This window comes from Rhizobium sp. 11_C7_N12_5 (assembly GCF_051811145.1).
Taxonomy (GTDB): domain Bacteria; phylum Pseudomonadota; class Alphaproteobacteria; order Rhizobiales; family Rhizobiaceae; genus Rhizobium; species Rhizobium lusitanum.
This window is the reverse complement of record NZ_JBPWPY010000002.1, coordinates 184029-210825: the sequence shown is the minus strand read 5'-3', so window position 1 is coordinate 210825 and position 26797 is coordinate 184029. Positions and strand designations below refer to the sequence as shown.

22 protein-coding genes are annotated in these 26797 nt (G+C 59.4%); 8 read left to right on the top strand and 14 right to left on the bottom strand.

Features of this window, described 5'->3' with window-relative positions; all coding sequences use genetic code 11:
- Window positions 1-2: 2 nt before the first annotated feature.
- The 6 genes from AB8B29_RS20130 to AB8B29_RS20105 all read right to left on the bottom strand — a co-directional run bounded on the left by AB8B29_RS20130 (window position 3) and on the right by AB8B29_RS20105 (window position 6166).
- On the bottom strand, window positions 3-1028 hold the full coding sequence (locus AB8B29_RS20130) for a glycosyltransferase family 2 protein (protein WP_037192741.1): 1026 nt from the start codon (window positions 1026-1028) through the stop codon (window positions 3-5).
- Window positions 1025-1963 carry a glycosyltransferase gene (locus AB8B29_RS20125; RefSeq protein ID WP_037192743.1) on the bottom strand — a complete coding sequence of 313 codons (939 nt, stop codon included), beginning with the start codon at window positions 1961-1963 and terminating at the stop codon, window positions 1025-1027. Before AB8B29_RS20125 ends, AB8B29_RS20130 begins: the two co-directional genes overlap by 4 nt.
- Window positions 1960-2958, bottom strand: coding sequence for a glycosyltransferase family 2 protein (locus AB8B29_RS20120; RefSeq protein WP_439006701.1), 999 nt, complete (start codon window positions 2956-2958; stop codon window positions 1960-1962). The genes AB8B29_RS20125 and AB8B29_RS20120 overlap by 4 nt, the downstream gene beginning before the upstream one ends.
- The gene (locus AB8B29_RS20115; RefSeq protein WP_037192747.1) at window positions 2955-4166 is read right to left on the bottom strand and encodes a hypothetical protein; all 1212 of its coding nucleotides are present in this window, start codon (window positions 4164-4166) and stop codon (window positions 2955-2957) included. Before AB8B29_RS20115 ends, AB8B29_RS20120 begins: the two co-directional genes overlap by 4 nt.
- 106 nt (window positions 4167-4272) lie before the next feature.
- A complete protein-coding gene (locus AB8B29_RS20110; RefSeq protein WP_037192749.1) occupies window positions 4273-5076 on the bottom strand; it encodes a glycoside hydrolase family 16 protein in 804 nt (267 codons plus the stop codon).
- Between the two features lie 4 nt (window positions 5077-5080).
- On the bottom strand, window positions 5081-6166 hold the full coding sequence (locus AB8B29_RS20105) for an acyltransferase family protein (RefSeq protein ID WP_202032808.1): 1086 nt from the start codon (window positions 6164-6166) through the stop codon (window positions 5081-5083).
- A 767-nt stretch (window positions 6167-6933) separates the two neighbouring features.
- Here AB8B29_RS20105 and AB8B29_RS20100 point away from each other — a divergent pair.
- Both AB8B29_RS20100 and AB8B29_RS20095 read left to right on the top strand, forming a co-directional pair.
- Window positions 6934-7893: a glycosyltransferase family 2 protein gene (locus AB8B29_RS20100; protein ID WP_037192751.1), complete on the top strand. Its 960-nt coding sequence runs from the start codon at window positions 6934-6936 to the stop codon at window positions 7891-7893.
- 87 nt (window positions 7894-7980) lie between these two features.
- Window positions 7981-8925 (top strand): polysaccharide pyruvyl transferase family protein, encoded by a 945-nt coding sequence (locus AB8B29_RS20095; protein WP_037192753.1) that lies wholly within the window; start codon window positions 7981-7983, stop codon window positions 8923-8925.
- Window positions 8926-8938: 13 nt separating this feature from the next.
- Here AB8B29_RS20095 and AB8B29_RS20090 read toward each other — a convergent pair whose 3' ends face one another.
- Together AB8B29_RS20090 and AB8B29_RS20085 are read right to left on the bottom strand one after the other, a co-directional pair.
- Window positions 8939-9949 carry a glycosyltransferase family 2 protein gene (locus tag AB8B29_RS20090; RefSeq protein WP_037193280.1) on the bottom strand — a complete coding sequence of 337 codons (1011 nt, stop codon included), beginning with the start codon at window positions 9947-9949 and terminating at the stop codon, window positions 8939-8941.
- Window positions 9950-10037: 88 nt separating this feature from the next.
- Window positions 10038-10328 carry an exopolysaccharide production repressor protein gene (locus AB8B29_RS20085; protein WP_037192755.1) on the bottom strand — a complete coding sequence of 97 codons (291 nt, stop codon included), beginning with the start codon at window positions 10326-10328 and terminating at the stop codon, window positions 10038-10040.
- A 727-nt stretch (window positions 10329-11055) separates the two neighbouring features.
- On the opposite strand from AB8B29_RS20085, the gene AB8B29_RS20080 reads away from it, so the two are divergent.
- From AB8B29_RS20080 to AB8B29_RS20065, 4 genes are all read left to right on the top strand, one after another.
- On the top strand, window positions 11056-11736 hold the full coding sequence (locus AB8B29_RS20080; protein ID WP_037192757.1) for a sugar transferase: 681 nt from the start codon (window positions 11056-11058) through the stop codon (window positions 11734-11736).
- An 86-nt stretch (window positions 11737-11822) separates the two neighbouring features.
- The gene (locus tag AB8B29_RS20075) at window positions 11823-13097 is read left to right on the top strand and encodes a polysaccharide biosynthesis/export family protein (RefSeq protein WP_037192759.1); all 1275 of its coding nucleotides are present in this window, start codon (window positions 11823-11825) and stop codon (window positions 13095-13097) included.
- Window positions 13098-13106: 9 nt separating this feature from the next.
- A complete protein-coding gene (locus tag AB8B29_RS20070) occupies window positions 13107-14399 on the top strand; it encodes an O-antigen ligase family protein (protein WP_037192761.1) in 1293 nt (430 codons plus the stop codon).
- Entirely contained in the window at window positions 14396-15397 is a 1002-nt protein-coding gene (locus AB8B29_RS20065) for an acyltransferase family protein (RefSeq protein WP_037192763.1), read from the top strand. The genes AB8B29_RS20070 and AB8B29_RS20065 overlap by 4 nt, the downstream gene beginning before the upstream one ends.
- A 15-nt stretch (window positions 15398-15412) precedes the next feature.
- Here AB8B29_RS20065 and AB8B29_RS20060 read toward each other — a convergent pair whose 3' ends face one another.
- The 4 genes from AB8B29_RS20060 to AB8B29_RS20045 form a co-directional block, all read right to left on the bottom strand.
- Complete coding sequence (locus tag AB8B29_RS20060; RefSeq protein WP_037192765.1) at window positions 15413-16384, bottom strand: ABC transporter permease; 972 nt, start codon at window positions 16382-16384, stop codon at window positions 15413-15415.
- 25 nt (window positions 16385-16409) lie between these two features.
- Entirely contained in the window at window positions 16410-17966 is a 1557-nt protein-coding gene (locus AB8B29_RS20055) for a sugar ABC transporter ATP-binding protein (protein WP_037192767.1), read from the bottom strand.
- A gap of 201 nt (window positions 17967-18167) precedes the next feature.
- On the bottom strand, window positions 18168-19157 hold the full coding sequence (locus AB8B29_RS20050; protein ID WP_037192770.1) for an ABC transporter substrate-binding protein: 990 nt from the start codon (window positions 19155-19157) through the stop codon (window positions 18168-18170).
- A gap of 181 nt (window positions 19158-19338) precedes the next feature.
- A complete protein-coding gene (locus AB8B29_RS20045) occupies window positions 19339-20358 on the bottom strand; it encodes an aldo/keto reductase (RefSeq protein ID WP_037192773.1) in 1020 nt (339 codons plus the stop codon).
- 381 nt (window positions 20359-20739) lie between these two features.
- Here AB8B29_RS20045 and AB8B29_RS20040 point away from each other — a divergent pair, with 381 nt between their 5' ends.
- The gene (locus AB8B29_RS20040; protein WP_037192774.1) at window positions 20740-21651 is read left to right on the top strand and encodes a GntR family transcriptional regulator; all 912 of its coding nucleotides are present in this window, start codon (window positions 20740-20742) and stop codon (window positions 21649-21651) included.
- Between the two features lie 85 nt (window positions 21652-21736).
- On the opposite strand, the gene AB8B29_RS20035 is transcribed toward AB8B29_RS20040, so the two are convergent.
- Window positions 21737-23980 carry a glycoside hydrolase family 2 TIM barrel-domain containing protein gene (locus tag AB8B29_RS20035; protein ID WP_037192776.1) on the bottom strand — a complete coding sequence of 748 codons (2244 nt, stop codon included), beginning with the start codon at window positions 23978-23980 and terminating at the stop codon, window positions 21737-21739.
- A gap of 199 nt (window positions 23981-24179) precedes the next feature.
- Window positions 24180-25082, bottom strand: coding sequence for an AraC family transcriptional regulator (locus AB8B29_RS20030; protein ID WP_037192778.1), 903 nt, complete (start codon window positions 25080-25082; stop codon window positions 24180-24182).
- A 212-nt stretch (window positions 25083-25294) separates the two neighbouring features.
- On the opposite strand from AB8B29_RS20030, the gene AB8B29_RS20025 reads away from it, so the two are divergent.
- Window positions 25295-26761 (top strand): alpha-glucosidase/alpha-galactosidase, encoded by a 1467-nt coding sequence (locus AB8B29_RS20025; RefSeq protein ID WP_037192780.1) that lies wholly within the window; start codon window positions 25295-25297, stop codon window positions 26759-26761.
- The last annotated feature ends 36 nt before the right edge of the window (window positions 26762-26797 follow it).

Genomic DNA, 26797 nt, shown 5'->3' with positions numbered 1-26797 from the left:
TATCATCCTTTGTTAGAGTGAGGGCCTGCGCCCATATTGGGCAGGGGCGAGGAGAGTTGAGAGGTGGGCGCAGACTGGCGGCCGCCGCGCAGGAAGGCGGCCAGACGGCGGAAGCGGACTGCAATCGGCATGCTCAGGTGACGGACCGCGCGTGGATTGCGGCACGCGATTTTCAGCACACTCGGCAGTTCGCGCTCCTTGATGCTGTCGACCAGCATCAGGAAGGCTAGAATATCCTTCAGGTTGCGCGTCCGCTGCCGTTGGGCGGCAAGAGCGGCGGAGCCGAAAGAATGCTCGGCGAAGAACTTGGTATCTGCGGCCAGCATGGCCTCGACATGTTCTCTCTTCAGAACCCGTGAGATCGATCCGTCTCGAATGTAATAGAGATAGCCGACCGTCGGCTCGACCGCGCAGACACCGCCTCTGGCAAGTGCGGAGGCAAGGAAGATGTAATCCTCGCCGATCCTAAGCGTCTCGTCGAAGCGCAGGCGATGCTTCTCGAGAAAGGCGCGTTCGAAGACCGGCTTCATATAGCCGAAATTATGTTCGGACCGGAAAATCATGTTCGAGGCAATGAACTTCGCCAGCGTCAGCACCGGCAGACGCGCCAGCGCCGCTTCTGGAAACATGGGAGTGATCGTGCCGACATCCTCGCGGACGACGTCGAGATTGTCGACAACGATCTGCGCCTCCGCCTTTTCGGCTCGCGCAATCAGGCGCGCCATGCGGTCCGGGCGCAACGCGTCGTCTGAATCGAGCACGGCCACCCAGCGACCACGAGCGGCGTCGAGGCCGGCATTGCGGGCCGCGGCCGGACCACCGTTGCGGGCCATGGCAACGAGGCGAACGCGCGGATCGGCATGATTGCCGGCAATCTCGCGTGTGCCGTCGGTCGAGCAATCATCGACGACGATGACCTCCATGCTGACAGCACCTTGGGCCAAGGCGCTGTCGATGGCACGCGCAAGGGTGTCCTCCGCATTATAGGCAGCGATGACGAAGCTGACATCGGGGATGAAATCCGTCATTGCGGTGCTTTCTCCAGGTTTCCGTATTGCTCGATTTCACGAACTCCTAAGAGGCCGCTGACGACGCCGGCGTGCATGATGCCGCGCAGGCCATAGCGGTGCCGCTTGACGGGAGAGGCGGCGAGCAGCGCGGCGGCAACAAAGCAATAGGCGGATTTGGTCCCGGCAAGCGCAATCGCGCGCCAGCGGCCCAGGCCGGTTGCGGCTTCCAGCAGCATGCGCCCATGCGTCTGGCCCATGCGGAACCGGCGCTTGGCAAGCCAGGAAACCGTTGCGCGTCCACTGGGGACGGGTTCGTAGACCAGGGCATCCTCGGCAAAGGCGATCTGGCCGCCCGCGTCGTGCATATGGGCAAAGAATTCGGTGTCCTCGCCGCCGCTGCGGCCGAGCGCGATATTGAACCGGCGGCCGGCAAGCGAAGGCGCGCTGCGGCGCAACAGGACGTTGCAGGTATAACCGGTGCGGATCTCATCCGCGACCCAGACCGGCAAGGTCGAATGAAAATCGCCGCGCTGCATCCAGGCAGGCGCGACATTCGCATAGACAGCCTTGACGGGACCGAGAACGGCATCGGCGCCGGTCGTGTCGGCTATGGCGAGCAATTCCGCCAGCCAGTCCTGCGAGGCCGTCTCGTCGTCATCGATGAAGGCGACGAAATCGCCGGTCGCATGGTCGAGGCAGGCATTGCGGGCGATGGAAATGTTCGAGGCCGGGCAATGCACATAGGCGATTTCAAAGGAAATGGCTGAACGCATGGCATCGACACGGTCGCGGGCGCTTGGCGTCACATCGTTGTCGGCAACGATGACGCGGACCTGCACGCCGGCAGGAATGGTAAGCACAGCAAGCGATAGCAGCGTCTGATCCAACTCGGCACGGCGGTAGGTGCAGACGGCAACGTCAATCTTTGTAGTGCGACGGTGGGTTTGCGTCATGCCGCAACCCTGCGATTGCGAAAGCTGAAGACTTCCATCCAAAAGCCCATCGACCAGGCGAAATGCATGACCATGGCCGAGATGGCGGCAAGCGGTCCATAGGGGTTCCTCTCGCCGAGCGCGATCCAGAAGCCGTAGGCGATGCAGGCGACAGCCCAAAGACTGATCGGAATGACCGCGATCCAGTTGATGATCGCCAGGAAAGCACCGATGAAAATCGGCACCACGGCAAGCGGCAGCATCTGGCGCAAGCTCGGCACGCTGCGATGCTTGAGGATATTACGGGCACGGCCGCGCCCATAACCGAGATACTGCCGGAAAAGCGTCGGGACACTGGAGCGCGGATAATAGGTCATGGCGGTCTTGTCGGTGAGCCAGATGCGGAAACCGGCCTTGTGCAGCCTGTAGTCGAGCTCGGCATCCTCATTGTGGCTGAAGGTCTCGTCATAGCCGCCGGTGGCGCGGAAGGCTGCGACGCGCATCAGCGCATGGTGCCCGTGCTCTGCCCAGTGCCCCTTGGCTCCTTCGCGATGTTTCGAACCGCCATTGCCGAGTTTGGAATTCTGCGCCACCGCCGTTGCCTTCTGAAACGCGCTGAAGCCCATGGTGCGCATGGCGACGACGACGGAATCCGCGCCGGTCGCGACGGCTTCCCGCACCAGCGTCTGGCAATAATCGGCCGGATAATCGCCATGGGCATCGATGCGAATGAAGAACTCATAGCCGTCGCCCAAGGTCTCGATGGCGAGATTGATGGCGGCGCTCTGCAGCCGCTTAGGGTTGTCGAGCAGGAGGACGCGCGGATCGTTGGCGGCGATCTCCCTGACAATGTCACGCGTGCGATCCGTGCTGCCGCCATCGGCGACGGCGATCCTGGCGTCGAGCTCATCGAGAGCACGGCCGAGCTTGCCGATCAGCGGCTCGATATGCTTCTCCTCGTTGAGGCAAGGAATAACGATCAGGCAACGCATATCCATGGGACTTACGGTCGTCATTGCAATCCACCTCTATTGCGATTCAGTTGCGGGAGGGCCTGTAGTTCGGTGATCTGTTCATTGGCACGCGTCAGGGATGCCAGTCGGAGCACCAGCCCCTGACAGTCGGCGCGATCGATCATCCATTGCTTGCGATCCTGGGCTGCCACGGCGTCGAAAGCGGCGAGATAGCGTTGTTCATCCAAGTCGCCCAGAAGGGTGGCAAGATGGGCGGCGTCGGCTTTGTCGAGCGTGAGCCCGATCTTCCGGCCGGCCAGGAACCTTGCCGTCTCGGTGCCATCCATGGCGATCGGGACGGCGCCGTAGAGACCACCCTCATAGAGGCGGTTGGGCAGGAGCCAGCTTGAGTTCAGACCCTCTTCGAAGAAATCGATGGCCCAGGAGAACTGGACGTCGTGATAGATCGCGGAAAGATCCTCAGGGTTCTTGTAGGCGCCGCCGAAATGCATGAAGGGCGCGTCGTGCACGATGCCGTCGAAATCGTCGAACTCCGAATAGGCCGGCCGGCCGCGCAGCACGATCTGGAAACGCCCTTCCATCCGGCGCGAGAATTGATCCAGCAATGTCAGCGACTTGCGGCAACGAAGCGCACCGAACCAACCGATCTTCCAGGGCTCGCCGCGGGCAGGCACCCGCGCGGCCGGCGCAACATTGCTCGCCGCGGCAACCTCGAGCGCCAACACCTTGTTTTCGAGCAGCATGATTGGCAGATGCAAGCCGGAACGCGGCTTGAAATAGCGCTCGACGAAGGCCGGCGAACTTGTGATGAGCAGCGCTGCTTGCGCGCCGAGACGACGCTCGGCACCACGGAGCGTACCACCCAGCACATCATCTCGAAGCAAGAGCCGGTGAATATCCAGGGATTCGTAGACAACAGGCATGTCGCCTCCGAAAACGGACTTGGCGCGATTGGCCAGAGCCAGCATTTCAAGGTTGCGGCCGATGATGACATCCGGCCTTGGAACCGAACGCAACGCGTGGCGCAGCTTGAATGCCGATTTGGCGACGGCCGCGATACGTTGCGCAAACTGTGCGTCACGCGTGCGACCGAGCTCGATCGGCTCGATGCCATCGATGGCGGCGAGCGCATTATCGTCGCGCCGGAAGCCCGCGAGCGTCACCAGAGCCCCGCCAGCCTGCAGCATCAGGACCCGCCTGCGCACGGCAGGATCGGCAAGATCGTGGACGAAATAAAGAATATGCAGCATCAAGATTTCCGCTTTCGCGCCCGGTCGAAACCGGGCGCCTGGTATGGTTGGTGTTGCATCATGGCATCTTCACCGGCCGCAGAATGCGCTTGGCGGACGGCATGGTTCAGTCGAGCTTGCAGGTGATCGATTCCGGAAACAGGCATTTTTCTCCTGACGCGGTGAAGGCAACGCGCTTGACCTGCATGGTTGCCGGCTGGCCGCTATAGGCGAACTTGCCCATCCAGCCGCTCAGCGTGTCCGTGCCCCAAAGGCTGAAGAAGATTTTCTGCGCGTTCGTCGGTATCTTCGAAGGATCGGTCACCTCCTGAACGAGCTTGCCGTTCACATAGTAACGCAGGCGGTCCTTCTCCCAGACGAACGCGTAGTCGTTGAAACCCTGGTCAGCACCACCGACGACCGGGACCAATTTCTCATTGCCACCCTTGGCGGAGATATATTGGTTGACCTGCACCTGCCCGGCATTCTTGCCGAGCACTTCGAAATCGATCTCGTCATGCGGCTTCTTGTCGGTCGGGCCGATATAGGTGAAGAAGGCCGAGTTCAGGCCAGAGCCGGTCGCGGTGCGGTAGCGCGCCTCATAGGTGCCGTAGCCATAGCGCTTGGTCGTCTGGATTTCGCCGCAGGCGTAATTGCGCTCGCCTGTCTTCGACTGGATGAACTGCAATTGCAGCACTCCATCCTTGATACCAACCTGCTTTCGCGACCAGGTACAGTTCTGGTGCGGTCCGTTGTTCCAGCCGTCGGAGACATACCAGCGGCTGGTGTCGAGGCGCTCGAAATTATCGACGAAAGAGCCGCCCGTCGGCTGATCGTCCTGTGCGGACGCAGCCTGTGGAATGAAGCAGGCACCCAGGAGAGCGAGGGAAACGAGGCCCAGTTTTCGTGCATGGTTTGTCGATGTCATCATAGCATCACCTTTGCTCGCAACGCACCCGCCGGTCTTCGGCGGCACGGTTTCCGGCCATACGGAGTTCGGCCTGCGGCCTTGTCCGGCTGCCGGTCAGCAGATTGTAGAAGGACGGCAGGGCGTGACGCGCCATACCGTTGGTCAGGGGCAGCAGCAGCAAAGCAAGAAGCGCTGCCATGAGGTAGAAAATCGGATAGAGTTCGCTGCCGCCGCGGTTCCACAGGACCCAGAGACAGAACAGCAGCGGGTAATGGGCGCAGAAGATCCAGAAGCTCAATCCGCCGGTTTCTGCCAATCCTCGTCCGATCCGGCTGCGTATCAAGATCGCCGACAGTGCCCAGAAGCCCGGAATGCCGACGAGCACCATCAGATTGCGACTGACCTCGAGCCATAGCGGCAACCCGGGACCTGTCATGTAGGCGGCGGTTGCCAGGAGGGCTGCAAGCGCAATGAAGGCGGGACCGATCAGGCCGGCATAGCGGTCCGTGACCGTGACGTCGACGCGATACAGGCTGAGATAGATGCCGAAGGCGAAGCTGAAGAGAACGGAATTCCGGAGTACGATACCGATCGGCACCGGCAATACCGCGAGCAGCAACAGGAACGCCAGCGTTGCCAGCGGCGCGCGGCGGATGAGGAAAGCCAGCAGCGGCGACAGCAGGATGCAGACGAACAGATCACGCAGGAAATAGAGCGGCAGATTGATCGGCGTGCCGTCGATCGCGAACAGAAGCGTGGAAAGCGTGTGCAGGTTGGCGCCCGACAGATCAGGCAGATAGCCGTCGCCGATGCCGTAACTCTGCAAGACTAGGACGAACAGAAAGAAAGCGCAGTTCCACAAGGCGAATGGCAGGAGGATCGTCTTCGCCTTGCGCCGGATGGTCTTGCCGTAGTCCAATGACGCTGCTCCATGACGGAACAACAGATAGCCTGAGATAACGCTGAGGCAGGGAACGCCGACACGAAACAGACTCTCGCGCAAAAAAACCCGAACCCAGTCAAACAAACCGTAGGCGTCGCTGAACGGGCTACTATCCGCATCGAATGGAATATGAACAAATATGATGCCCGAGATGAGCACAATCCGCATGAGGTTTATCCGCGAAGACACGTTGGCAGTCACGTTCACGATGTCTGTCACCCTTTTTTTCGGGCCGCTTCCCCCCTCGCAGCCATTTCAATCAGAGTCGAGCAGAGCCCGCAGACGATAACCTAGGGCGCTCTTGGGAAAGGGAATATGGCACTGCAGCAAAAATGAGGGTCAAGCGACGTTTGACTGGGTCGCTACGCCAAGGTTCCAAACCACGCAAAAGATCGAAACAAACGATTTAGATGCCGGAAAACCTATGGAACCAAGGGTATTAAAGCAAATTTAAATATTTTGGCCGCGACGCGCGACACGCCCTTTGCGCGGACTCGATTTTTTTGCCGGAAGGTGAAGATTTTTTGCATTGCGGTAGGATTTCGAGATGAAGCATGACCAAAATACGACAACGTTTCAATCATGATGGGAAAGTCGTGCAGGCGCACTCCCCTTATAGCTGTAGTTTTACCAAGCTTGCGGCGCCGATGCCGCCTGGGAGCTTGACCACAATCATTCTCGGATCGTGCGGCTTTCACCGTCGTTCGACAGGAGGCGTCTATCACGCGCTTCACACTATCCGAGGACAATCTTCGATAAAACGCCGTCTTTGACATTGCTCCTCATCGAATTAACGCTACCTGTTGGCAGCATGGCAGCATCCATCACCGAGCAAACTGCCCATGAATGGTGAATGGAGACAGCCGAAAAGCCGATGGTTACGTCCCCGGGGATGAGCCGAAAACTCTTGGATTGAAAACCGTAAAGGCGGGAAAATGGCGTCAATAACGATTGTTATTCCGTTCTATCAGAAGCAGACGGGTGTTCTGCAACGCGCTTTGAGGTCGATATCTCGGCAGACGTTTCAGGATTTCGATATTCTCATCGTCGACGATGAATCACCGCTTGCCGTAGAAGGCGACCTGCAATCGCTGAGCAGTGAAGAGCGGGCGCGCATCAAGGTGATACGCCAGGCAAATGCCGGCCCGGGCGGGGCGCGCAACACCGGTCTCGACAATGTGCCGGCCGAAAGCCGGTTCGTGGCATTTCTGGATTCCGACGATGAATGGGCGCCGGATCACCTGCACAATGCATTCGAGACGCTGACGCGGCACGATGCCGATTGCTACTGGGATTCCATCGACGGAGGCGACGAATTTTCCTACCATTTCGGTATCGCGGAACTCGCCAAATCGGCTAGGAGCGTGCGGCTCTCCGAAAGGCCCTCGGTGATCGAGATCCCCGATATCGCCAGCGTCATGTTACAGGACTGGAGCTTTCTGCACATGTCATGCATGGTAATCGGGCGCCCCCTCTTTGAGAAAATCCGCTTTGAACCCACGTTGCGGCTGGCAGCTGAAGACGTTCTTTTCTTTTGCGACTGCGTTCTGGCGGCCAAGCGCGTGTTGTTGTGCGAGCAGGCCGGTGCGCTGCGGGGCGAGGGCGTGAACATCTTCCACAGCATCGACAATGATTCACCGCAGTTCTTGCGTCAGCAGTTCAACACGTGGACGGCGCTCAATACGCTTGAGCAGAGATTTTCGCGCCGGCCGCAGGACGTCGCCACCATTCGGCACTACAAGAATCGTGCCCGCCGCCAGGCGCTCTGGAGCCAGGCGCGACAGGTCAAGCGGCGGCAAATGCCGCAATTCGGACTGCTGGCGAAATGGGCCTTGCGCGACCCTGTCATTTTACAAAGCGCGATGAAGCTTGCCGTGGGCAAGCTCGCGCCCTAGATTTTGCAGCGCAGCATGAGCTGCGCATGCCGCATTGAAAGAGCCATGGCATGCCCCGCTATCGTTTGGATCAGCAAGGAGTCCTGCATGAAGCCGTTCCACTGGGAATCTACCCATGGCAATTTCGGTGACGATCTCAATCTCTGGCTCTGGGATTTTCTACTTCCCGGCCTCCGCGACGTTCATGAAGAAACATTGCTGGTCGGTGTTGGTACCGTTCTCAATACGGAGATATTGCCGACCGACGGCCACAAGCTCGTCATCGGCAGCGGCTTTGGCTACGGTTCGCTTCCCGATACGAGCGACAAGTCAAAATGGGATATCCGCAGTGTGCGCGGCCCGCTGACGGCGCAGAAAGTTGGCCTACCGGTTGAAATGGGCATTGTCGATCCGGCCGTGCTCGTCACCGAGATGCCGGAATTTCAGAACTTGCCGAAATCAGGCAAGCGCACCTTCATACCCCATTGGGAGTCGGCCGCCGCCGGCCTCTGGCCTGATATCTGCAAGACGGTCGGCCTTTCCTATCTCGATCCCCGCGGCGAGGCCAAAGCCGTGATCCGCGAGCTTGCGACATCCGAACTGATCGTCGCGGAGTCCATGCATGGCGCAATCCTTGCCGATGCCTTCCGCGTGCCGTGGATCGCGGTCAGCTCGTCGCGCTCGATCAACAGCTTCAAATGGAACGACTGGGCGCGCTCCCTCGGGGTCACCTATGCGCCGAAGCACATTCCAGTCTCCACCCGGGCCGAGGCGATCGCCAAGGGCGCCCGCTTCTGGGGCGTCGGTTTCGAGCGCGATCAACAGGCGGCAGCCGAGCTTGAAAAGCAGCGGTACGGGGGAACCGTGCTGCTTGCCGACCCTGAACAGACCCCGCTTCGGGTAATGGCCAAGCAGGCGCTTGCCATGCCTTCGGCGCTCGCGCTGTGGCAGGCGAGCAAGGCAAAGCCACAGCTGAGCAAGGATAGCGCGCTCGCCTCCTGCAAGGAGCGCCTGCTGGACGTGATCGAAGGCGTGCGGCGCGACTACCTGTAAATCTGGTGGATCCCTATTCCGGAGCGGCCTGCAAAAGATAACGCAGGCCGTTCGCTCCCGAATGGGCGATCGGCGCACCGCCACCCTTGCGGAAGCGCTCGGTTTTATCGGCGAGGATTCCGCCCGCTATGGCCGGAACGGCGAAGGGATGGCGAAGCGCGTAAGAGGCCGCGGCACCCAGGCCCGATTGCGATTTGATGTCGAGGAAATGCCGCAGTTCGTAGCGGTCGCGAATATGGCGCTCATGGCGGCGGAGCGCGTCCGCGTCGACCGGCGAGAGGCCGCCTTTTGCCAGAATCGCCCGATCGGCCTCGTAGAGCCGCCGCAAATCCTCGGTCCTGTGCCGACCACTCAGGGAATCGCTGCGCACGACTGCGCCATAACCGCAGCTATGAATGATCTTGTAGCGCGCCGCACTGGCGAGCGCGCGCGCATAGAGATCGTAATCCTCGCCCAGGCGCAGCGTTTCATTGTATCGCAAGCCGTGAGCATCCAGAAAGGAGCGGCGCATGAGCGGCTTCAGAAAGCCGATCTCACCGCGACGGACGCCCCGCTTGGAGATATTGCCCTCGACGAAGGCAACGAGATCGAGAAAGCGTGGCTTCGCATCGAAATGATCGAGCCTGGTATAGGCATCCGAAACCCCATCGGCATTGACGAAAGCGATGTTGTCGGCAACGAAGTCCCAGTCATCAGCGGCAAGCAGCGACTTGAAGCGTCCGGGGAAGAAGAAATCATCCGCATCGAGGATGCTGATCAGCGGGGCACGCGAGACCTCGATGGCATGATTGCGCGCTGCCGCCGGACCGCGATTCTTCTCGAATTCGCAAATCATCAGTCTGCCACTGCCGTCATCGGCCTTGCTGGCCGCTGCAGCGGTACCGTCAGTCGAACCGTCGTCAATGACGACGACTTCGGCCACCTCGGGCTCTCGAAGCGCCGACGCGACGGCCAAGCCAATAGTGTCGCCGGCATTCTTTGCCGCGATGATTACACAGACGCTTTTTCCGGCACTGTCAGTCACATCAGTCTCCATGGTTCTGCCGAAGACTTAGGACATGGCTGCGATCCGACAACCGTTCGGTCGCCAAAAGATATCTGATATCCCGGTGTCAGGGATTGAACGGCTCGGACCGATTGAGGCTGGGTGCCGGCAGGCCGCCGACCTTGGCATCCTCCGCAACCGGCATCGCCACCTTGTCACTGTTCAACAGCGCATCGCGCTCCCTGCGCTCTTTCCAAACAAGATAGAGCACGCCCAGGAAATATCCGATCTGCAGAAGCACGGCGCAAATCGCCGTTTCGATTAGTGTCGTCGAAAGAGAATTCGTCAGGAAGTAGGTCGCGACAGCAAAGACGACCAGCGTACCCAGCATGCTAATGAAAACGCGCGGCGCATACATAGTGCTACCTCGCCCGCTCAAACATTACAAAAAATGCGATCAAGGTCTTTCCTCCCTTATCAGACCTGAATGCCAAATATATTTTATGATTCATTGAAATTCAACCAAGTGTCAACGATCCGTTACGAATTGACACGATCCTAACCCCGCGCCCGTTAAAACTACACCTCGATTATAATTACAATTGAATTTGTTCTTTTTCTTCGATGCAACCGAGGGAAGACCGGCCAACAATCCGCAATCTTTTGGACACAAATTGGCCGTCTTCATCATGCCGGCTGTCCGACAATTCAATCAACTTTTATTACAAAGTCCCGAGATAGCCCGCACCGGCATGTGCATCGCAATATATTGCTGCAATGCAATATTCCCTACGGAGAATCAAGTTAGCGGACGGCCAGGCAAGAGCGCTTAGAGGCTAGCCATGCGTCTGACAATGAACAAACTAACCCTCGCACCTATAACATTCTGCAAAATAGCGATCGATTGGGCGAGAGAACTACCGATAGGGCAGTTATACGGAGTTTGGCACAGTATAAGGCGCACATAAATAATCACTAAATTAAACATGCGCATCGATTGAGCGGTAATTAAATACCTCCATACCATATCGCTACAAAAGTTTGGCGCAAAAAGTCAAAATCCCGGCCTACACTCCCGCTATCTTAGCTCTAGTTACGCGTCCGAGAATTCCCGACCAATCGCCAACATAAATGGAGCTTTCTCTATGAAGTCTGCGACGAGATCGGCCACACCGGCTTTTTTCAGCGCCGCGGAAAGCGACGTCTTTCCGCCAACTGGTGGAGTGCTGAAACGCATTTTCGACGTCTCTGCCGCTCTAACCGCTCTGATCCTCATCAGCCCGCTTTTCCTGATGCTGATGCTACTGGTAAAGCTTTCTGATGGCGGTCCAGCCTTCTATGGCCACCGCCGTATCGGCCACAGCGGCAAAAGCTTCCCCTGCCTCAAATTTCGGACCATGGTCGTCAACGGCGACAAGGTGCTGCAGGCATATCTGCAGGCCAATCCGAAAGCGATGGAGGAGTGGCGTGCCACCCGCAAGCTGCAGAATGATCCCCGCGTAACCCTTGTCGGTGCGGTGCTGCGCAAGCTCAGCCTCGATGAGCTGCCGCAGCTCATCAACATCATCCGCGGCGAAATGAGTATCGTTGGCCCACGCCCGGTCGTGGAAGACGAACTCGAACTCTACGAGACAGCTGCGATCTACTATCTGCAATCCCGCCCTGGCCTGACAGGCCTCTGGCAGGTCAGCGGCCGCAACGACGTCTCCTATGCCAGCCGTGTCGCCTTCGACACGCATTACGTCAAGAACTGGTCGCTCGGCAGCGACATGATGATCATTGCCAAAACCATTCCTGCAGTCTGCCTTTCTCGTGGCAGCTACTGAAAACGACCGGCAGATACCCGCAGGAGGTTTCCTGCGGCATTCCCGCACTTGGCGGGACTGCGATCCAATAACAGGGAAGATCCTGCATGATTGAATTTCGGCCTTTAAAGAGGCTTGTTCGCGTAAACACATCTTTTCGGCGCGTAGCTTTCGCCGCCGTCTGCCTCTGCGCGGCATCGGCCGCGGCCCACGCCGACAATATTCCAGGATATCACCTGGGCGTCATGGACAAGCTGCATGTCCGCGTTGCCGAATGGCAGACCGCCGAGGGCACCATTCGTGACTGGGCGGTCGTCTCGGGCGATTACACGGTCGGCCCTTCCGGCTCGATCTCCATCCCTTTCATCGGTGACATGCCCGCCATGGGCAAGACGACGGACGAGATCGCCGAAGCTATCGGCATCGGCCTGCAGAAACAGTTCGGCCTGCGCGATCGCCCGTCGGCCTCCGTCGAAATGTCGCAGTTTCGACCGATCTACCTTTCCGGAGAGGTCCAAAATCCGGGTGAGTTTCCCTTTGCGCCCAATCTGACCGTGCTTAAGGCCGTGAGCCTCGGCGGCGGCATGCGCCGTGCAGATGCAGGTCAGCGCTTTGCGCGCGATTTCATCAACGCCAAGGGTGATGCGGTCGTCTATATGGCCGAGCGCGGACGCCTGCTGATGCGCAAGGCACGTCTGCTTGCCGAATTGGCCGGTAAGGACGAGATCGAGGTCCCCGCAGAACTTAAGCAATTGCCACAAGCATCTGCCCTGCTCGCAAGCGAGAAAGCGCTGATGGATACACGCAGCCAGCGCATGAAGACGCAGCTGCAATCCCTGGAAGATCTGAAGACGCTCTTGCAGAACGAAGTCGAAGCTCTTGCGAAGAAGAACGATACGCAGAGCCGTCAGCTGGAACTGGCGAAGGCCGACCGTGACAAGGTCGAAAGCCTTGCCGAACGGGGGCTGGAACTTGCGTCTCGCCGGATTTCCGCCGAGCAGCGCGCATCCGATCTGGAGGCAACACTTCTGGATACCGAGACGGCGTCGCTGAAGGCCAAGCAGGACATCAACAAGGCCAATCAGGACGAAAACACGCTGCATAACGATTGGCAGAGCTCGCTGGCGAAGGATATGCAGGACACCGACACGGAGCTGGAAACGCTGCAGCTGAAACTTTCCACCAGCCAGTCCCTCATGCAGGAAGCGGTCGCCCAGTCGGCCGATGCCAGCAACCTCGATCCCAGCGGGCAAAGCGTGAGCATCACCTATACGATCATTCGCGACGACAAAGGCCAGACGAAGGAAATTACGGCCCAGGAGAATACCCAGGTGCTGCCCGGTGACCTCATCAAGGTCAGCACCGGTCTTGCAATACGATAGGGAGAGCTGATGCGGATCGCCAAATCGGTCTTCGTCCGTCCGGGAAGCAACGCTACCTACGGTATGGTGGCGACTGCCCTGTCTTTATTCGTCTTTGCCTATTCCCCTCGCTTCGGCCAGCCGTCCATTCTGCTTTACTACACCCTGTGGTTTCCGCTCGTTCTGATGGACTATCGCAACGTGCTGGGCAACTATCGGAAGCAGCTCTGGCTCTTCGCGTTCGGCGTCCTGACCTGCCTGTCGATCTTCTGGTCGGCTGCCCCTCCGGTGACCGCGCGCGCAGCGATACAATATATGACGCACATCATCTGCGCCCTGATCGCCATGCGCACGCTGGATATCCGCACGCTGACCCGCGGCGCGATCGCCGGCACCGGCATCGTGCTTATCTATTCGATTCTATTCGGATATTATGCCTATGATCCCATCGACGGGAACTACAGCTTCGTTGGCGCCTTCGATTCCAAGAACCAGCTCGGCTTCTATGCATCGCTTGGCATCTATTTCGCTTTTGCGGCCGTGTTCATCCTCGGCGAACGCCGAATCTGGATGGTCGGCGCGGGAATTGCCGGACTGCTGTCGGCCTATTGTCTGCTTGCCTCGCAATCAGCGACTTCGGTCCTGACCACGGGATTGGTCGTGATGCTCGGTCTCAGCATGCGCGTCATTCTTTTCCTGTCGCCGAAGCAGCGCAAGACGCTGTTTGCTGCGGTCGCCATTTCCGTTGTCGTCCTTGCAGTTGCCGGCGTCTATCTCGGCGCTGTCGATCTCGTGCTCGGCGCCTTCGGCAAGGATTCGACACTGACGGGCCGTACCTATCTCTGGCAACAGGGTATCGCAGCAGCGCAATTGAACCCCTTCTTCGGGGTCGGCTATCAGGCCTATTGGGTCCAGGGCTTTTCCGAACCGGAGCGCCTGTGGGAAGAATTCTTCATCGCTTCGCGCACGGGCTTCCATTTCCACAACACCTATATCGAAACGACAGTCGAAACCGGGCTGGTCGGCGTCCTCTTGCTTGCCTCGATACTGCTGACGACGGTCATCGGCCATATCAGTCGCTTCTTGAGCGACAACAGGAATGACGAATCCTACGTGCTACTGGGTGTAGCAATACTGCTTCTGATCCGCTCCTTCGTCGAGATCGACATTCTCAACCCGTATCATGTCGGCTCTTTCCTGTTCTACTTCTCGGCAGGAAAGCTATCGATGCGGACGCGCGTGCCGAAGGCCGATCCTCTCGTTTCCTACGACCGGATGGAATTTGCGCCACCGGCGAACTGGGAGCCGCGAACCGGCCGATGAAAACGCTTTACGGAATCCAATATCTTCGCGCCTTTGCCGCCCTCGCCGTGGTGCTGTTCCATGCGGCGGAGCGCAGCGGGAGCCATTTCCGCATCGGCGCGGCTGGCGTCGACATCTTCTTCGTCATCAGCGGCTTCATCATGTGGACAATGAGCGAGCGCAGGCCGGTGACGCCACTGCGCTTCCTGCTCGACCGCCTGCAACGGATCGCGCCATCCTATTGGATCGTCACGGCGATCATGATCGTCGGCGCGATCGTCGGCCTGTTCCCGAACATGAAGCTGACGGCAGGCCACATCGCCGGCTCGCTCCTGTTCATTCCGGTGCGCTCTCCGAGCAACGGCGAGATCTGGCCGGTGCTGGTGCAGGGCTGGACGCTGAACTTCGAGATGTTCTTCTACGTCCTCTTTGCAGCCTGCCTGTTCCTGCCGCGGCGTCTGCGCCTTGGCGGCATGATAGGCATCTTTGCCGCCTTCGTCATTGTCGGCGCCATCTTTGCCCCGCAATCGCCGATGCTTGCCACCTATACAAGGCCGATCATCCTGGAATTCGTGGCTGGCGCCGTCCTCGGACAGCTGTGGCTCAAGGGAAATGTTCCCGGCGCCGGTCTCGGTCTTGCCCTGATCATCGCATCGATCTCGGGCTTTGCCGCAATCGAGATATTCGGCCTCGAGTTCAACGAGATTACCTGCGGCCCGCTCGCCATCGCGCTCGTGCTGGGCATGGTTTCGGTGGAGCGCAGTGGCAGGCTGCCGGAAATTCCGCCGCTCACCTATCTCGGGAACAGCTCCTATTCCATCTATCTCTGGCATACCCTGGCGATCTCGGTGATCGCAAAGCTCGTGGCCTCCACACCGATCCCTTCAGACGTCACCGCCTTCATCGGCGCGATAGCGGGTACCCTGCTCGGCATCTTTGCCTATGAGCTTGTCGAAAAGCCGATGCGCAATCTGTTGCGAAACGTCAGCTGGCGAAGAGCGCGCCCTTCGCCAGCGTGAAGGCATGATCCAACCTCACATGCGCCGGCGGCGCAACTGATCGAAATAGACGATGACGATGATCAGCACGCCGGTGATGATGCGCTGCCAGAAAGAGTTCAGATTCAGGAGATTGGCGCCGTTGTTGATCGTGGCCAGAATGAAGGCGCCGATCAGCGGGCCATAGACGGAGCCGACAGCGCCGAACAGGCTGGTGCCGCCGATAACGGACGATGCGATCGCCTGCAGCTCCCAGCCATCCGCCTGCGTGGCATTGCCGATGGCAATGCGCGAAGCAAGCAGCACGCCGACGAAGGCGGCGCAGGTTCCCGACAAAATATAAGCGAGGTAGATCATCCCGTTGACGTTGACGCCGGAGAGCCGCGCCGCCTCGCGGTTGGAGCCGACGGCGAAAAGATAGCGGCCCCACCGACTCAAATGCAGGAAGACGACGGCCGGGATCGCCACGAAGATGACCATCCAGAACAGGCTCGGGATGCCCAGGAAATCGGCGACAGCGAAATTGGTGAAATCGTCATTGACGATGTTGATGGTCGAGCCGTTGGTAATGAGCAGGCCGATACCGCGCAGGGACGTCAGCGTTGCCAGTGTGATGATGAAGGGCGGCAGACCCATGCGCACGATGCCGAAACCATGGAACGCGCCGATCAGCACACCGAACAACAGGGTGATCAAGATGGCAGCCCAGACCGGAAATCCGGCTTGAAGCAGCCAGGCGACGATGACGGTACAGAAGCCGACGATTGCTCCCACGGAGAGATCGATACCCGCGGTGATGATGACGAAGGTCTGGCCCAGCGCAAGAATGGCCGTCATCGATCCCTGGCGCGCCAGGTTGGTGATGTTGAGCGGCGTCCAGAACTTATCGGTCCAGAATCCGAGCACAACCCAGAGAGCCAAGAGGAGCAGGATCAGCGTCAAGCTGAAGAGGATATTCATCTTGCGTCGCGGCGCGACGGCGGGGCCTTCTGTGGTGTTCGCGGCCATTCTTGTTCTCCCTCTTTCGACTTGTTTATCGTTCAGACGCAATCGCCTCGCCGAGGACTTCCTCATGCGTTGCGGCGTGAAAATCATGGCTGGCAACCAGCTGGCCGTGTCGGAAGACATGCAGACGATCGGCGAGCTCATAAACCTCGGGCAGATAGGACGAGATGACGATGATGCCCGCCCCGTCGCGAAGCAGCTTTGCGAAGAGCCGGTAGATCTCCGCCTTGGTGCCGACATCGACGCCGACGGTCGGCTCATCGAAGATGAACAGCTTGGCGCCATGGCTCAGCCATTTGCCGATCACGACCTTCTGCTGATTGCCGCCCGACATGGCGGAGACCAGGACCCGCCTGCTCGGCGTCTTGATGCTGAGATCGCGGATCTGCTTGTCGGCGTTTACAGCCTCATTCCTATTGTTGATGATCGGACCGTGGCTCAGCCGTTTGAACACGGGCAGATTGATGTTGAGGCCGATCGGCAGGTTGAGGCAGAGCCCCTGATCGCGACGGCTCTCCGGCGCGAGTGCAATGCCGAGCTCCATCGCGTCGCGTTCGTTGCGGATTTCGACCTTGCGTCCCTTCCAATGGATTTCTCCTGCCGTGACCGGCTGGCGGCCATAAAGGCCAAGGGCAAATTCGCTGCGGCCGGCACCGATCAGCCCATAGAGCCCGACGATCTCGCCAGCCCGGACAGACAAGGAAATATCCTCGAAACCGGGGCCGGAGAGGCCGCGCGTCTCCAGGATCGTGTCGCCGATCGGGATCTTTTCCTTGTGGTAGATCTGCTCGATCGAGCGATTGATCATCAGCTTGATCAATTCGTCCTCATTGGTCTCGCTGATCGTGCGCGTGCCGACATGCGTGCCGTCGCGCAGCACGGAAACGCGATCGGCGAGCTCGAAGACCTCTTCCATGCGGTGGCTGATATAGACGATCGTCACGCCTTCGCTCTGCAGACGCCGGATCAGCTTGAACAGTTGCGCCGATTCCTTTCGCGTGAGATAGGCGGTCGGCTCGTCGAAGATCAGGAACTGGGTGCCACGCATCGCGGCCCTTGCGGTCGCGACCAACTGCTGCTGACCAATGGTGAGAGAGCTCAGGAGTTCGGCGGCGGGCAGTCCGAAGCCGAGGTCGTCAAGTACCGTCTGGGCCATAGCGACCATCTGCTTCTTGCGCATCAGGCCAAAACGATTGACCTCGTCGCCGAGAAAGAGATTGGCCGCAACCGTCAGGTGCGGACAAAGGACGACCTCCTGATGCACCGCATTGATGCCGCGGGCAATCGCTTCATTAGGATTGGCAAGGGCGACCGGATGGCCGCACCAGAGTATCTCGCCGGCCGTCCTGGTGATGACGCCGGTCAAAAGCTTGATAAGCGTCGATTTTCCGGCTCCGTTCTCGCCGACAATGGCATGGATCTCGCCCGCCAGGAACGTGACGGTCGCCGGTTTCAGCGCCTCGACATAGCCATAGCGCTTCTGCAACCCCTTGAGCTCGAGAATGGGCGAGCCGGCCGGAATGCGGCTTGCTTCCGTCTTGGTCGTGTCATCGTGCCGATGGCTGATTTCTTCGAGGCTCGTCATGGGGTCTCCTCCCTCTCGCATCGCCGCGCGACCGCCCATGAGGCGGACAGAGCGCGATGCCAAAAGTGTGAGCGGTTTTCGACATCACGCTCTAGTTTTTTGATTCTAGAGCGGATTCAGATTTTAGGTCGAATAGACCTAAAATCATCCGGCTCTGGACGAAAAGGCTGCGCCCGACGGATCGGGCGCAGTCTCCAAGCCTTACTTGACCTTCGGGTTCAACAGGGCGTCGATCTTCGGATCGCTCATGTTCGCCTTGGTGACCAAGTTGGCGCCGGTGTCGACATTTGCCGCAACCTTTTCCTTCTTGGAGGCGGCAAGCGCCGTCTTGATGCCGTCGTAGCCCATGCGATACGGATCCTGCACCACGAGACCGGCGAGAACGCCCGACTTCAGGAAGCCGACTGTTTTGTCGTCATTGTCGAAGCCGATCACCTTGATCTTGTCGCCGAGCTTGTTTTCGGCGATTGCCTGGCCGACGCCCTGCGCCATGATCAGGTTGGAGGCGAAGACGCCGACCAGCTTCGGATTGGCAGTAATCAGGTCAGTCATCATGTTAAGACCCGTGGTGGCCTGACCGTCCGCATACTTATCGGCGACGACTTTTAGGCCCGGATACTTGCTCTTGACCTGTTCCAGGAAGCCCTGACGACGCTGGTCGAGAGAGCCGACGCCCGGCAGGCTGGTGATGATGGCGATCTCGCCCTCTTCCTTGCCGGTCATGCCCTTGATTGCTGCGGCAAGACCATCGGCGGCGATGCGGCCGCCCTGCGTGTTGTCGGTTGTCAGGAACGAGATGAAGGATTTGGAATCGGCAGCAGAGTCGATGCCGACCACCGGCACGGACTTAGCAGCTTGATCCACCGGCTTGCCGAGCGCCTTGAATTCGGTCGGCGAAATGACCACGGCGGCCGGCTTGCCGGCAACCGCGTTTTCGAGAATGCTGATCTGACCGTTGATATCGGATTCCGACTGCGCACCCAGCTCCGGCACCTTGACGCCGAGATCCTTGCCCGCCTGGCGTGCGCCGGCAAGAACGATCTGCCAGTAGAAGGACGTCGTGTCCTTGACGATGATGGGAATGGTCACATCGGCCGCGAAAGACTGCGCCGGCATGGCCATTGCGATGAAGGCAGCGCCGGCAAGACCGGCAAGGCTGCGACGGGTCAGAAGTGACTTGGCAATATTCATCTGCTTCTCCTCTCAACGCGCTCTGTTCTCCTGCACACCCGCCGTTGAACGCTTACGGCTCGGTATCGTGACGCCCTGAGGCATCACACATCGCGCAGCGGCATTGGCCACCGACGCCAAAACAGGCTTTCCTCCTCCTCGAAGCCGCCTATCCCGGCGGCCCGATAGCTCCTATCTCTGCCTACACCCGGACGGCCTCGTCTCCCAACGGGGGCGCAACCAGGGTCAATCCTTCAAATTCCGCATAGAGGCTGTCGGGAAGCCGAGGCTCCACGAGCTGCATATTGCGGATAAGACTTGTCGCTTTCGCCGTGCCGATCAGGACCGAGGCCACGCAAGGATGGCGCAATGGGAACTGCAGCGCCGGCTGGGCAAGCGGCAGGCCATGCTTGCGTGCGATTTCCTCCATCGCACCAACCTTGGCCACTACGTCCGGCGTTGCCGGAAGATAGTCGAAATGCGCGCCGGGCACAGGGCCGGTTGCAAGAATGCCGGAATTGAAGACGCCACCGACGACCAGCGACGTGCCCTTCTTCTCGCAAAGCGGCAGCAGCTCCGCGACTGCGGAACGGTCCAGCAGGGTATAACGGCCGGCAAGAAGAATACAGTCGATATCGGCTGCATGCATGACATCGAGGCAAACCGGCACCTCATTGACGCCGAGACCATAGGCCTTGATCGTGCCGGACGATTTCAGCTCCTCCAGCGCCCTCAACCCGGATCCCAGGAGCTGGCCGAGATAGCGCTCGTTCAGCGCCTTGCCGTGCGTATAGCCGCCAATGTCGTGGACGTAGAGCATGTCGATGCGGTTGAGGCCGAGGCGGGCATAGCTGAACTCCACCGACCGCATGATGCCGTCATAGGAATAATCGTAGTCGGCATCGAACGGCAGCGGATCGACATAGCCGTAATTCGGCACCTTGTCGCTTGGCACCGGACGCATCAGGCGTCCGACCTTGGTCGAGAGGACATAGCTGTCTTCCGGCTGGTCGCGCAGGAAATCGCCGACGTAACGCTCACCGAGGCCGAAGCCATACCAGGGCGCGACATCGAAATAGCGGATGCCGCTGTCCCAGGCAGCCTTCAAGGTTTCCATCGCCTGGTCGCGGGGGCAAGCGCGATAAAGGCCGCCCAATGCCGCAGCGCCGAAGCTGACTTCGGTGACCTCCAGGCCCGTCCTGCCGATCGTTCTTTTCTTCATCACCTCTCCCTTGTGATGACGCTATTTCAATTTCCATCGCATCCGGCCACTGAAGCCCGAACACTTATGTCCTGCAATATCCATCGATGGTGACAAGGCCGGAACCATAGCTGACCGCTGCCCTTTGGCAGAAGGATCCGAGACCGGTCATTCACTTCTCTCCCTGATCATTGGCGTAACGGGAAGTTTTCAACATTCCATTCGCCAATTGCTTTTGTTTTTTATCTACAATAAACATTTTGGAGTCAACGAGGAAATCGCTGCCGCCCTGGACGAAGGCGGGCAAGACGGTTCGGGCAATACTCCTGCAATCGACTGCCATTCGATAATGGTTTAGACAGCGCCGCCAACAAAGAGCGGTGACAGTAAGCGAGGGAGGAAATGGCGAGACAAAACACGCTCTTCAAGGAAGCATATAACCGTTATGCGGCCGGTCTAAAGGCCGATACCGCGCTGCCGAGCGAGCCCGAGATCGCCGCCGAACTCGGCGTCAGCCGCAGTACTGCGCGAGCCATCCTGATGCGTCTAAGTGACGCTGGCATCATTCTTTGGAACAAGCGGCAAAAGACCGTGCTCCGTCAGCCGACGCAGGACGATTTCTTTCCGGAGGAAGAAACCAATTCGCTGCACGATATCATCGAGCGCAGCTTCATGCTGCGCATCATGTCCGACGAAGCGCAGCCCGGCATGCAGATCAACGAGCTCGAACTGGCGCGCGAGATCGGGACCGGCACTTCCGTCGTGCGCGAGTTCCTCATCCGCTTCAGCCGCTTCGGCCTGATCGAAAAGCGGCCGAACAGCCATTGGATTCTCAAGGGCTTTACCAGGGAATTCGCGCTGGAACTGGCCGATGTGCGGGAAATGTTCGAAATGCATTCGGCCGCCGAATTCGGTCGCCTGCCACCGGATCATCATGCGTGGAAAGCGCTCAAGGCGATCGAGCGGGAACATCACGACCTGATCGAGGATTTCGATGTTCGCTACCGTGACTTTTCGCGCCTCGACGAGAAGCTTCACCTGCTCATCCATCGCGCTTCGAACAATCGCTTCATCGCCGATTTCTACGATGTCATCGCCATCGTGTTCCACTATCACTATCAGTGGAACAAGACGTTCGCCCGCGAACGCAACGCCCGTGCCATCGCCGAGCATCTCGCCTATATCGAAGCGCTGCAATCGCGCGACCCGCAGCGGATCGACGCCGCCTGCCGCAGCCATCTCGCCTCGGCGCGACAGACGCTGCTGCAGTCTATCCCGCAGGCCGCAACCGAGCTCGCCGGGTCGGCCGCCTGAAAGCAGGAAGTCGGCCCGGCCTTCTTTCGCCGGGCGTCCCCGGGATCTCACCGACCGAGGCGATCGCGATCGCCCCTTCCGTTGGTCACTGCGCCGTCAGCGTCAGCTTACGGTTCGCGAAACGTGAAGAAGAGGCCTCGATCGTGATCGCGCCGACTTCACCCGTTGCCTGAAGCCAGAATCCGGTCGTGCCTCCTTGGAAGGCGATCACCTGCGGACCGATCATCCGTGCCGGGCCATCGACCTTGATGGTGACGATATCGTTGAGGAAGGGCAGACGCGAACCCGCCTGGTCGAGCGCGCGGACGATGACACGCACCGTATCCCGTTCCCCAGCGCGCAAGATATCGGCATCGGCCTCGACCTGAAGCGTCGTCGGAAGTGGATTGGCGACCATCTTCAGCGCCGCCACCGGCTTGCCGCCGATATAGCCGGTGAACTGCACGTCCTCCCATTCCATGCCCCACACACCCAGCTCGTCGGGAGTGAAATTGCGGTGATCGAAAACGACGGGCGGATGCGGCAGATGCGGGAAGGTCTCGCGATCCGGGCCAAGCCGCTTGGTAAGCGAACCATAACGCAGCTCGACCTCATCGCAATTGGTCAGCACGATGAGCGGCAAGGCGCCGCCGATATTGCGCTCGCCGCGCGCCCAGATCGTCACCGGCTTCATGACGACCTCTTCGGAGGGTTCGCACTGGCTGGCATAGGCGTAAGCGGCGAATTTCGGTTCGCGGAACATGTCCATGACGCCGTGGTAGCAAATGCGGTCGCCCGAACCGAAATCGCTATGAGTATTGTAATCGAACATGCACCATCCGATGGCGCCGGAGATCGAGGGGTCGCCATAGGCGGCATTCAAGACCTCCAGATGACGGCGCACATGCTCGGCCTGGCGCTGCTCCTGATCGTAGATCTTCGTCGGATACATATGGCCGCCGAATTCGGTGATCAGATAGGGCACGTCCTTGGAAAGACCGGTGTTTTCCTGCTGGGGCCTCAGCGGCGTGCGCGGCCGGTTGGCGCCCGGCAGTTCCTCGTTGCCGAGAATGAAATCGTTCATCGTATAGACGTCCTCGAGCATTTCGCTCTCGGTGATGTAGCGAACGCCGCCGGTCTGGCGCGTCGGATCGAGTTCGCGCGCAAGCCGGTTCGTCTCGGCGTAAAAATCATGTGAATCCTGGGATTCGTTGATGCGCACGCCCCAGATGATGATCGAGGGATGGTTCCAGTCACGCTCGATCATGCGCCGCACGTTGCGGATCGATTCCTGCTGCCATTCCTTACCGCCGATATGCTGCCAACCTGGGATCTCCTCGAAAACCAGAAGGCCGATGCGGTCGCAATGCTCGAGGAACCACTTCGACTGCGGGTAATGCGAGGTGCGCACGATATTGCACTTCAGCGTTTGCTTCATGATCTCGGCGTCACGCTCCTGCGCCGACCGGCCCATGGCGTAGCCGACATAGGGGAAAGCCTGATGCCGGTTCAGCCCGCGCAATTTCAGTTTCCTGCCGTTCAACAGAAAACCTTCGGCAGTAAAAGTTGCAACGCGGAAGCCGAAGGTTGCGGTGAGGCTATCCGAACCATGATCGGTCGCAAGCTCGACTTCAGCCGCATAGAGCGCGGGATTGTCGAGGTCCCAGAGCGAAATATCCGCCAGACGATCGAACGCAACCGTCACGCTCCCGCCGGAGGTTTCGCCGCGCGCAGAGGCCAGCACTGTGCCGTCGGGGCCGCGCAACGTGACGGTTGCCGTGCCCTTGAAAGCGAGATTTTGCGGATTGGCGAAATCACAACGCACGGTCGCGGACTTGAGATCGGCAAGCACACTGCCGGTCTCGACCTTGATGTTGGCGATCGATACCGGAGCCGCGAGCTTGAGCCAGACGTCGCGATAGATGCCGGCATAGGTCAAATAATCGATCCGGCCGCCGAAGGGCGGGATTTCCGGGTTCTCGCTGCCATCGATCTTGACGGTGAGAAGATTCTCGCCGTGCTGCAGGCGGCCGGTCAAGCGCGCCTCGAAAGGCGTATAGCCGTCCTTGTGGGCGACGATCTCCTCGCCGTTCAAATAGACGACGGCATCGGCCATGGCGGCGTCGAAGATCAGCGACACCTCCCGCCCGGCAAAATCGTCGCTCCAATTCAATATCTTCTGATAGGTGAAAGCGCGCTGATAGGATTTCTCGTCGAAATAGTTGAACGGCAGTTCGACTGCATTATGCGGCAGCGTAACGATCTGCCCCTCTTGCGGGCGGCCGGCATCTGCGGGCGAGAACCCTTCACGGAACGTCCAGGATTCGTTGAAGGCGACAACAGAACGCATATTCAATCCTATCGATAGAGCCCGTCGCATCCGGGACGAACATATGTTGGCTGGAAAAGCAGACGCACGGCGACGCTGGCTGGTCACCTCGGGGCGATATGTATACAGGCTCGCAATATCAGCGCAATGCGACCGGTTGGCGGATTTCGATTTCCAGACATTGCCGGCCGCAGCGCTGGTGGCGTTGCCTGCCACCGGTCTAGCGGCCTCGTCCGCTCTTCGTCTCCTCGGTGGGGCTGCGCACCGCGGCATACATGCCTGTCGTGCGGAACTCTGTCGGGTTGATGCCGTAAATGCGGCGAAACACCTTGGAGAAATAGTTTGCGTCGTCGAAGCCCGACATGATCGCCACTTCCTTGACGGGAATGAAGGCGGCCTTCGTCAGGAGCTTCGCCGCCCGCTGCATGCGCTGCTGCAGCACGAATTCTGCCGGCGGCACGCCTTCGCTTTCGGCAAAGACGCGAGAGAAATGGGCGCGGCTGAGGCCGCTCGCCTTCGCGAGCTCGCTGACCGGCAGCGGCTTGTCGAGATTGGCGCTGATATAGTCGATGACAATCTGCATGGCGGAGCGATCGGCGGCAAAGGCGTGCGAGCCGAAGACGTCGTCATAAAGCACCATGGCCGCTTCATAGGCGATGGCCGAGGCCGAGGCCGGTGTCTTGGCACTCCCGATAAGCCGCAGGCTGCAATCGGCAAGATGATCGATCGTAGCCTGCTGCAATCGCAGGATGGGACCTGCTGCTGCAAGGATCAGACGATGGATGCGCAGAGCCTCCTCGCCGTTCATCGATATCCAGAAATATTCCCAGCGCTCGCCCTTTTCCAGCCAGTACCGATGATTGTGCGGCACGAGCACCAGCAGCGTATCGCCGGCGCCAAGGCGATAGTTGCGGTTTTCATAGCGCAGCCGGCCGCTGCCGCTGATAGTATGCTGCAGCACCGTAAATGGCGTCTGGCCGCGTCGGCGCCCGTCCCAATCGTAGAGTTCGTTGTCCCTGATTTCATAGCCGGCGCTGGTCGGCATGGCATGCAGCCGGTGGCGTCCGCGCGGCAGAGAAACCGTCCGCATGACCTGTCCATTATCGATCAATTCCTGCAGCACAAAATTACCCTTGAAAGCATAATTGTTCTCTGGTCGGCCCGATGATTATAGGCATAATCCCGCCAGAAAACAGCACTTACCCGCCGAAGAGGATCGGCGGACGGAGGAAACCCCACGATTTCGACCGTGTCTCGCAACCGTTGTGACCATGGGACGAAAATGCTGTCGTCTTCCCTGCTGCTGCTTGTTCGATCGACCTGAAGGTGAGGATCATGAGTTTCAAAATCGCCATTATCGGTGCCGGCAGCGTCGGCTTCACGAAAAAGCTGTTTACCGACATTCTCTGCGTACCGGAGTTTCGCGACGTCGAGTTCGCGCTGACCGATCTCAGTGAGCACAATCTGATGATGATCAAGGCGATCCTTGACCGGATCGTCGAGGCCAACAAGCTGCCGACACGCGTCACCGCCACCACGGACCGCCGCGAGGCGCTGGATGGTGCGCGCTATATCATCAGCTGCGTGCGGGTCGGCGGCCTGGAAGCCTATGCCGAAGACATCCGTATTCCGCTGAAATACGGCATCGACCAGTGCGTCGGCGATACGATCTGTGCCGGCGGCATTCTCTACGGCCAGCGCAACATTCCGGTCATTCTCGATTTCTGCAAGGACATCCGCGAGGTCGCCGAGCCCGGCGCCAAATTCCTGAACTACGCCAACCCCATGGCGATGAATACCTGGGCGGCGATCGAATACGGCAAGGTCGACACGATCGGTCTTTGCCACGGCGTCCAGCATGGCGCCGAGCAGATCGCCGAGGTGCTCGGCGCAAAGGACAAGAGCGAACTCGACTATATCTGCTCGGGCATCAACCATCAGACATGGTTCGTCGACCTGCGGCTCAACGGCCGCAAGATCGGCAAGGACGAATTGATTGCCGCCTTCGAGGCGCATCCGGTCTTTTCGCAGCAGGAGAAATTGCGCATCGACGTGCTGAAGCGGTTCGGCGTCTATTCCACCGAAAGCAACGGGCATCTGTCCGAATACCTGCCATGGTATCGCAAGCGGCCGGACGAGATCAACAAATGGATCGACATGTCCGACTGGATCCACGGCGAGACCGGTGGTTACCTGCGCCATTCGACCGAGACCCGCAACTGGTTCGAGACGGAATTCCCGCAGATCCTCGAAAGCGCCTCGCAGTTGATCGATCCGGCCAGGCGTTCCAACGAGCATGCGAGCCATATCCTGGAGGCGCTGGAGACCAACCGCGTCTATCGTGGTCATTTCAACGTCAAGAACAATGGCGTCATCACCAATCTGCCTGACGATGCCATCATCGAATCCCCCGGTTTCGTCGATCGCTTCGGCATCAATATGGTGGCGGGCATCACATTGCCGGAAGCCTGCGCGGCGACCTGCATTTCTTCCATCAACGTCCAGCGCATGTCGGTGCATGCCGCGATCAGCGGCGATATCGACCTGCTGAAGCTTGCCGTTCTGCACGACCCGTTGGTCGGTGCCGTCGCCACTCCGGAGGAGGTTTGGCAGATGGTCGATGAGATGGTTGTGGCCGAAGCCCGCTGGCTGCCGCAATATGCGCACGCGGTTGATGGAGCCAGGGATCGGTTGTCGCGCGGCAAGGTCAAGACGCGCGACTGGAAGGGTGCGGCAAGCCGCAACGTCCGTTCGATCGAGGAACTGCGGGCAGAAAAGGCCGCCCTGAAACAGGCTGGCTGAGGCAGATGGAATTCGGGAAATAAGCCATGCGGCGGG

Excerpts from the sequence above, each read along its gene's own strand:
- AB8B29_RS20070 (WP_037192761.1), top strand. The coding sequence starts at position 13,107 with ATGCGGATCGCCAAATCGGTCTTCGTCCGTCCGGGAAGCAACGCTACC.
- AB8B29_RS20085 (WP_037192755.1), bottom strand. The coding sequence starts at position 10,328 with ATGTATGCGCCGCGCGTTTTCATTAGCATGCTGGGTACGCTGGTCGTC.
- AB8B29_RS20045 (WP_037192773.1), bottom strand. The coding sequence starts at position 20,358 with ATGAAGAAAAGAACGATCGGCAGGACGGGCCTGGAGGTCACCGAAGTC.
- AB8B29_RS20100 (WP_037192751.1), top strand. The coding sequence starts at position 6,934 with ATGGCGTCAATAACGATTGTTATTCCGTTCTATCAGAAGCAGACGGGT.
- AB8B29_RS20095 (WP_037192753.1), top strand. The coding sequence starts at position 7,981 with ATGAAGCCGTTCCACTGGGAATCTACCCATGGCAATTTCGGTGACGAT.
- AB8B29_RS20120 (WP_439006701.1), bottom strand. The coding sequence starts at position 2,958 with ATGACGACCGTAAGTCCCATGGATATGCGTTGCCTGATCGTTATTCCT.
- AB8B29_RS20075 (WP_037192759.1), top strand. The coding sequence starts at position 11,823 with ATGATTGAATTTCGGCCTTTAAAGAGGCTTGTTCGCGTAAACACATCT.
- AB8B29_RS20105 (WP_202032808.1), bottom strand. The coding sequence starts at position 6,166 with ATGCGGATTGTGCTCATCTCGGGCATCATATTTGTTCATATTCCATTC.
- AB8B29_RS20040 (WP_037192774.1), top strand. The coding sequence starts at position 20,740 with ATGGCGAGACAAAACACGCTCTTCAAGGAAGCATATAACCGTTATGCG.
- AB8B29_RS20055 (WP_037192767.1), bottom strand. The coding sequence starts at position 17,966 with ATGACGAGCCTCGAAGAAATCAGCCATCGGCACGATGACACGACCAAG.
- AB8B29_RS20125 (WP_037192743.1), bottom strand. The coding sequence starts at position 1,963 with ATGACGCAAACCCACCGTCGCACTACAAAGATTGACGTTGCCGTCTGC.
- AB8B29_RS20060 (WP_037192765.1), bottom strand. The coding sequence starts at position 16,384 with ATGGCCGCGAACACCACAGAAGGCCCCGCCGTCGCGCCGCGACGCAAG.
- AB8B29_RS20065 (WP_037192763.1), top strand. The coding sequence starts at position 14,396 with ATGAAAACGCTTTACGGAATCCAATATCTTCGCGCCTTTGCCGCCCTC.
- AB8B29_RS20130 (WP_037192741.1), bottom strand. The coding sequence starts at position 1,028 with ATGACGGATTTCATCCCCGATGTCAGCTTCGTCATCGCTGCCTATAAT.
- AB8B29_RS20025 (WP_037192780.1), top strand. The coding sequence starts at position 25,295 with ATGAGTTTCAAAATCGCCATTATCGGTGCCGGCAGCGTCGGCTTCACG.
- AB8B29_RS20110 (WP_037192749.1), bottom strand. The coding sequence starts at position 5,076 with ATGATGACATCGACAAACCATGCACGAAAACTGGGCCTCGTTTCCCTC.
- AB8B29_RS20115 (WP_037192747.1), bottom strand. The coding sequence starts at position 4,166 with ATGCTGCATATTCTTTATTTCGTCCACGATCTTGCCGATCCTGCCGTG.
- AB8B29_RS20035 (WP_037192776.1), bottom strand. The coding sequence starts at position 23,980 with ATGCGTTCTGTTGTCGCCTTCAACGAATCCTGGACGTTCCGTGAAGGG.
- AB8B29_RS20050 (WP_037192770.1), bottom strand. The coding sequence starts at position 19,157 with ATGAATATTGCCAAGTCACTTCTGACCCGTCGCAGCCTTGCCGGTCTT.
- AB8B29_RS20080 (WP_037192757.1), top strand. The coding sequence starts at position 11,056 with ATGAAGTCTGCGACGAGATCGGCCACACCGGCTTTTTTCAGCGCCGCG.